Below are 5565 nucleotides of genomic sequence, written 5' to 3'. Positions count from 1 at the left end.
CGATCAGTTCCGCGTCGGGGGCGACGTTCCGCTTCACCAGGGCCAGTGCCCCCCCCCCCCCCCCCCCCCCCCCCCCCCCCCCCCCCCCCCCATCCGGGGGGCTCCCTCCCCCGCAGGGGAGGAAGCATGTCCGCCTCCGGATGGGGCCACCGGCCCCGGGCCCCGGGCCCCGGGCCTCGGGCCTCGGCCCTCGGGCCGGGGCTACGGTGCGACCACGACCTCCTGGGCGGCGGCGGTGGCGTCGGGGCCCACGATCAGTTCCGCGTCGGGGGCGACGTTCCGCTTCACCAGGGCCAGTGCGATCGGCCCCAGCTCGTGGTGGCGGGCCGAGGTGGTGACGAAGCCGATCTGCCGTCCCTCCAGCCCCGTGGCGGCGAGCCGCACCGCGTCGCCGTGCGCCGGCAGCCGTACCTCGCTGCCGTCCAGGTGGAGGAAGACCAGGCGGCGCGGCGGCTTCCCCAGGTTGTGGACGCGGGCGACGGTCTCCTGGCCGCGGTAGCAGCCCTTCTCCAGGTGCACAGCGGAGCCGATCCACCCCACTTCGTGGGGGATCGTCCGGTGATCGGTCTCCATGCCGAGGCGGGGCCGCCGCTCCTCGACCCGCAGGGCCTCGTGGGCCAGCACGCCCACCGCGGGCGCGTGCGAGGCGGCGAACGCGGCCAGCTCGGCACGCGGCAGGAACAGGTCGCGCCCGTGGGCGGTCTCCCGTACGGCGTGCACGTGCGCGGGCACCTCGGCGATGGACCCGGCGGGCAGGTGGACGACGGCGACCTCGCTCGTCCGGTCGGCGATCTCCACCCGGTAGAAGAAGCGCATGCTCTCCAGGTAGCCGAGCAGCTCGCCCTGTTTGCCCGGTTCGGTGTGCATCCACACCGTTTCCCCGTCGTCGACGAGCTGGAGCTCCTGTTCGATGTGCCCGTTGGCGGAGAGGATCAGCGCGTCGGTGGCCTGCTGGGCCGGGAGCCGCTCGACATGCTGGGTGAGCAGCAGGTGCAGCCAGGTGAGGCGGTCCTGGCCGGAGACGGTGACCACGCCGCGGTGCGAGAGGTCCACGAAGCCGGTGCCGTCGGCGAGTGCGCGCTGTTCCTTGAACAGGTCGCCGTAGTGGGCGGCGACACCCTCGTCGGGTGCCTCGGCGGCGACGGCGCCCGGCAGCGTGAGCAGGGGGCTGGGGGCGGGAGCAGGGGCTGAACCGCTGCTCGGGTTGGGCGGACTGCTGGAGGACATACGCCCAGCCTACGACGGTCCTTCCGCGCTGCCTTCGGCCTTCGTCCGGCACGTGGCGCACCGCCCGAAGATCGCGAAGTGCTTCATGTCCGTCTCGAAACCGAAGCGCTCGCGCAGCCGGGTGGTGAAGGGCTCGGCCTCGGACAGATCGGCCTCGATCACCTCCGTGCAGTCCCGGCACACCAGGTGCATGTGGTGGTGGCGGTCGGCCAGGTGGTAGGTGGGGGCGCCGTGGCCGAGGTGGGCGTGGGAGACCAGGCCCAGCTCCTCCAGGAGCTCCAGGGTGCGGTAGACCGTCGAGATGTTCACGCTGCCCGCCGTGCGGCGGACCTCGGCGAGGATGTCGTCCGGGGTGGAGTGCTCCAGTTTGTCCACGGCCTCCAGCACGAGCTGGCGCTGCGGGGTGAGCCGGTATCCGCGCGCCCGGAGATCGCTTTGCCAGTCGGTGGTAGCCACGAGGTCCAGTGTAGAAGCGGCGCGGGTCCGGGTGCCCCCGTGGCACCCGGACCCGCCTTACCGGAAGAGCCGGACCCGCCCTACCGGAAGAGAGGGAGCTGGGGGATCAGTTCTGTCCTGCGGTCTTCTTCCGCTTGGCCAGGTACACGGCCGCGCCGCCGATCACGACGAGCGCGCCCGCGCCGCCGACGAGCAGCGGGGTGTTGGAGCCGCCACCGGTCTCGGCCAGGTCGCCGCCGGAGCCGCTGCCCTTGTCCGTACCACCGGCGGGCGCCGGGGTGTTGGCGTCGTCGGAGGAGTCGTCACCGGGCTTCTGCGACGGCTCGGCGGTGGGCTTGTGGGTGGGCTTCTGGGACGGCTTCTCGCTCGGCTCGTCCGTCGGCTTCTCGGTCGGCTTCTCGGTCGGCTTGGGCTTGGTGGCGTCGACGCTGTAGGTCTGCGTGACGCTGTTGTTGCTGGTGTCGGGGTCGTTCTTGTCGCCCTTGATCTCGGCACGCAGCGTCTGCTTCTTGCCGGAGAGGCTGGCCGGGAGGTCCATGTTCTCCAGCGCGTCGCCGTCGGCGGCCAGATTGGCCTCGATGACGACCTTCTTGGCGCTCCAGGACTTCACGGTGCCCTTGTCGACCTTCGGCTTGGCCGTGAAGGTGACGTTCTTGACGGCGGTCACCGTGACGGTGGCCGTGGCGGCCTCGGGCCCGTGGTTGCCGAAGTTGCCGCCGATGCCGTCGCCGAGGACCTTGCCGGAGTTCTTGTCGTAGAGGATGCCCGACGTGAGGCCGACGTTCAGCTCGGCGCCGCTGTCGTAGGCGAACGCGCCGGCCGCGGTGGCCACCTGGGTGGCGGCCAGACCGCCGAGGAGGGCGACGGTGGCGGCGGCGGAAGTGATGCGGGAACGATTCACAGAAAGAGCCTTTTCCCCGTTGGGCAGCCGGGCGCGGCGGCGGATGCGTGCGGGAACACACGCGCTGAGGGCCGCCGGGGCCCGTGCCGGTGAATGGATTAACGCCATTCTTATCACTCAGGGGTACGCATTAGCTCCGCTCGCGGACGGTGAACCGACCGTCCGGTAGCGTGCGACAACCGCCTGTGACCTGCCCGAATGCCGGCGAGAAAAGAACCCGGAGAAGCCGAAGAGCCGCTTTCCGGCTGCTGACCGGAAAACGGCTCTTGCACAGCTTTCACAATCGTGACACCGCTGAGACGCCTGGTGCCGCACTGTGACGCGGCACCTGGCCGCGGTCGGCTGTACTCAGCGGAAGAAGGCGATACCGTCGTCCGGCAGGTCCACGACGTCCTTCGCCCACTCCTTGGGGTCGACGACCTTCTTCAGCTGCGCCGACATGTAGGGGTGCAGCGGCGTCTGCGGTGTGGCCTTCTCGCCCACCCACATCAGATCGCCGTTCACATAGCCGTACAGCCGCTTCCCGCCGCTGTACTCACCCGCCGCCTCGGTGCGGGCCACCGCGTCCGTCGCCAGATCGATCTGCGGCTTCTGGTCGGCCAGCTCCCCGTACCAGACCTCCGCGATGCCCTGGTCACGGATCATCACGACCTCGACCTTGCGGTCCTTGTCGACCCGCCAGTACCCCGTCTCGGTCTCCAGCGGGCGGACCTTCCTGCCCTCCGCGTCCAGCTCCCAGGTGTGCGAGAAGTACTCCAGGAAGTCACGCCCGTCGTGGGTGAAGGTGACCTCCTGCCCGAAGTTGCACTTCTTCTCGCCCTCGCCCTCGCCCTGCCTCTCACTGAGGTCTGCCACCCCCGCGCCGGTCCAGTTGCCGAGCAGGAAGGCGAGGGGGACGAGGTCCGGGTGCAGGTCGGACGGAATCTCGATCATGATGCGCTCAAGTCGTCTCGAAGGTCCGGGTCAGCTGTGGCCGCGCTCAGCGCTGACCCTGGTACAGCTTCTTGAAGGTCAGCCCGGCGAAGGCCACGGTGCCGATGCAGACCAGGACCATCAGGGCGGTGAAGAATGCCTCAAGCACGGGGCGGCTCTCCTTGGGCGGTGTTCTGGGACCTGCCCGAGTCTAGTCGCCACCGCGAGGGGCGGCCTCCCGAGGGGGCCGCTCGGCGCCTGCCCGCGAGGCCCCAGGGGAGCTCAGTAGACGAGGGCCTGCACGCCCTCCGGCATGATCTCGCTGACGAAGACCTGTGCGCCCGCGATACGGACGCCCTCGGTGACGTCCTTCTCCTCGATGCCCCTGCGGGCCGCGCACTGGGTGCACAGGGTGATGCGGCCCCCGCTCGCCCGGACGGCCTCCACGAGGTCGGGCAGCGGAGCCGCGTGCGGCAGCTCGAACTCCGCGGCGCGGCCCGGGAGGGCGAACCAGGCGGACTCGCCGGTCAGCCACAGGCTGACCCGGGTGCCGCTGGCCGCTGCCACGGAGGCCACGGTGAACGCCTGCGAACACCTCTCGGGGGCGTCAGCCCCCGCGGTGACCTTGATGACGAGCGTGCTGCGGGTTGCCATGGCCACCAGCCTACGGGGCTGCCCGCCTGCGGGGCTGCCCACCTGCGGGGCTTCCCGCCTGCGGGGCTTCCCACCTGCGGGACTTCCAGCCTGCGGGCGGCCCACCGCTGGTGGGCGCCCACCAGCGGAGGGCGCCCACCAGGGGAGGTCACACCGCGATGGTGACCTCGGACAGGTTGCCCGTCTGGGCGATGACGGTGCGGTCGGCCGTGCCGCCGGGCACCAGGGCGCGGACGGTCCAGGTGCCCTCGGCGGCGTAGAAGCGGAACTGGCCGGTGGCGGAGGTCGGTACCTCCGCGGTGAACTCCCCGGTGGAGTCGAGCAGCCGTACGTACCCGGTCACGGGTTCCCCGTCACGGGTGACGCTGCCCTGGATCGTCGTCTCGCCGGGCTTGGCGCTGGCGGCGTCCGGGCCGCCTGCCTGTGCTCCGCACATGGTGGTTCTCCCTGGAGTGGTTCGCGGAAGGGGCGGGGGTCAGTTCGAGCCGAGCTCGACGGGGACGCCGACGAGGGAGCCGTACTCGGTCCAGGAGCCGTCGTAGTTCTTGACGTTCTCCTGGCCCAGCAGCTCGTGCAGCACGAACCAGGTGTGGGCGGAGCGCTCGCCGATGCGGCAGTAGGCGATGGTGTCCGTGCCCAGGTCGACGCCCTCGCCCTGGTAGAGCTCGGTGAGCTCGTCGTCGGACTTGAAGGTGCCGTCGTCGTTGGCCGACTTCGACCACGGGATGTTGCGCGCGCTGGGCACGTGTCCTGCGCGCTGCGACTGCTCCTGCGGCAGGTGGGCGGGGGCCAGCAGCTTGCCGCTGAACTCGTCGGGGGAGCGCACGTCGACCAGGTTCTTGGTGCCGATGGCGTCGACGACCTCGTCGCGGAAGGCGCGGATGGAGGTGTCCTGCGGCTTGGCCCGGTAGGCGGTGGCCGGGCGCTCGGGTACGTCGGAGCCGTCGACCAGGTCGCGGGAGTCCAGCTCCCACTTCTTGCGGCCGCCGTCGAGGAGACGGACGTCCCCGTGGCCGTAGAGCTTGAAGTACCAGTAGGCGTAGGCGGCGAACCAGTTGTTGTTGCCGCCGTAGAGGACGACGGTGTCGTCGTTCGCGATCCCCTTGGCGGACAGGAGGTTCTCGAAGCCCTCCTGGTCGACGAAGTCGCGGCGGACCGGGTCCTGGAGGTCCTGCTTCCAGTCGATGCGGACGGCGTTCTTGATGTGGTTCTTGTCGTAGGCCGAGGTGTCCTCGTCCACCTCGACGAGGACCACCTTCGGGTCGTCGATGTGGGCCTCGACCCACTCGGCGTCGACCAGTACGTCGCTGCGGCTCATGCTGTCTCTCCTCATGGGTGGATGGGTGCGGCGGAGGGCGAGTGGGGCGTACGTGGGCGCGGGGCGCGATCCCCCACCGCACGCGGCGGGAGCCGCG

7 protein-coding genes are annotated in these 5565 nt (G+C 70.8%); all 7 read right to left on the bottom strand.

What is annotated here, in order from left to right:
- Positions 1-201 precede the first annotated feature (201 nt).
- A complete protein-coding gene (locus AB8Z75_RS30970) occupies positions 202-1227 on the bottom strand; it encodes a folate-binding protein YgfZ (protein ID WP_369207819.1) in 1026 nt (341 codons plus the stop codon).
- 9 nt (positions 1228-1236) lie between these two features.
- Positions 1237-1683: a Fur family transcriptional regulator gene (locus tag AB8Z75_RS30965; RefSeq protein ID WP_369207817.1), complete on the bottom strand. Its 447-nt coding sequence runs from the start codon at positions 1681-1683 to the stop codon at positions 1237-1239.
- A 106-nt stretch (positions 1684-1789) separates the two neighbouring features.
- Positions 1790-2584 carry an LAETG motif-containing sortase-dependent surface protein gene (locus tag AB8Z75_RS30960; RefSeq protein ID WP_369207815.1) on the bottom strand — a complete coding sequence of 265 codons (795 nt, stop codon included), beginning with the start codon at positions 2582-2584 and terminating at the stop codon, positions 1790-1792.
- A 348-nt stretch (positions 2585-2932) separates the two neighbouring features.
- Complete coding sequence (locus AB8Z75_RS30955) at positions 2933-3517, bottom strand: FABP family protein (protein WP_369207813.1); 585 nt, start codon at positions 3515-3517, stop codon at positions 2933-2935.
- A gap of 261 nt (positions 3518-3778) precedes the next feature.
- Positions 3779-4150: a DsrE family protein gene (locus AB8Z75_RS30950; RefSeq protein ID WP_369207811.1), complete on the bottom strand. Its 372-nt coding sequence runs from the start codon at positions 4148-4150 to the stop codon at positions 3779-3781.
- Positions 4151-4298: 148 nt separating this feature from the next.
- Complete coding sequence (locus AB8Z75_RS30945) at positions 4299-4586, bottom strand: DUF1416 domain-containing protein (RefSeq protein WP_114024353.1); 288 nt, start codon at positions 4584-4586, stop codon at positions 4299-4301.
- Between the two features lie 39 nt (positions 4587-4625).
- Positions 4626-5468: a sulfurtransferase gene (locus AB8Z75_RS30940; protein WP_369207809.1), complete on the bottom strand. Its 843-nt coding sequence runs from the start codon at positions 5466-5468 to the stop codon at positions 4626-4628.
- Between the last annotated feature and the right edge of the window lie 97 nt (positions 5469-5565).

The sequence above is a fragment of the Streptomyces sp. PU-14G genome (genome assembly GCF_041028275.1).
Lineage (GTDB): Bacteria > Actinomycetota > Actinomycetes > Streptomycetales > Streptomycetaceae > Streptomyces.
The sequence above is the reverse complement of the archived record's forward strand: the minus strand, read 5'-3'. Positions and strand labels throughout refer to the sequence as shown.

Coding starts and splice junctions, on each gene's coding strand:
- AB8Z75_RS30950 (WP_369207811.1), bottom strand. CDS start 4,150: ATGGCAACCCGCAGCACGCTCGTCATCAAGGTCACCGCGGGGGCTGAC.
- AB8Z75_RS30955 (WP_369207813.1), bottom strand. CDS start 3,517: ATGATCGAGATTCCGTCCGACCTGCACCCGGACCTCGTCCCCCTCGCC.
- AB8Z75_RS30945 (WP_114024353.1), bottom strand. CDS start 4,586: ATGTGCGGAGCACAGGCAGGCGGCCCGGACGCCGCCAGCGCCAAGCCC.
- AB8Z75_RS30970 (WP_369207819.1), bottom strand. CDS start 1,227: ATGTCCTCCAGCAGTCCGCCCAACCCGAGCAGCGGTTCAGCCCCTGCT.
- AB8Z75_RS30940 (WP_369207809.1), bottom strand. CDS start 5,468: ATGAGCCGCAGCGACGTACTGGTCGACGCCGAGTGGGTCGAGGCCCAC.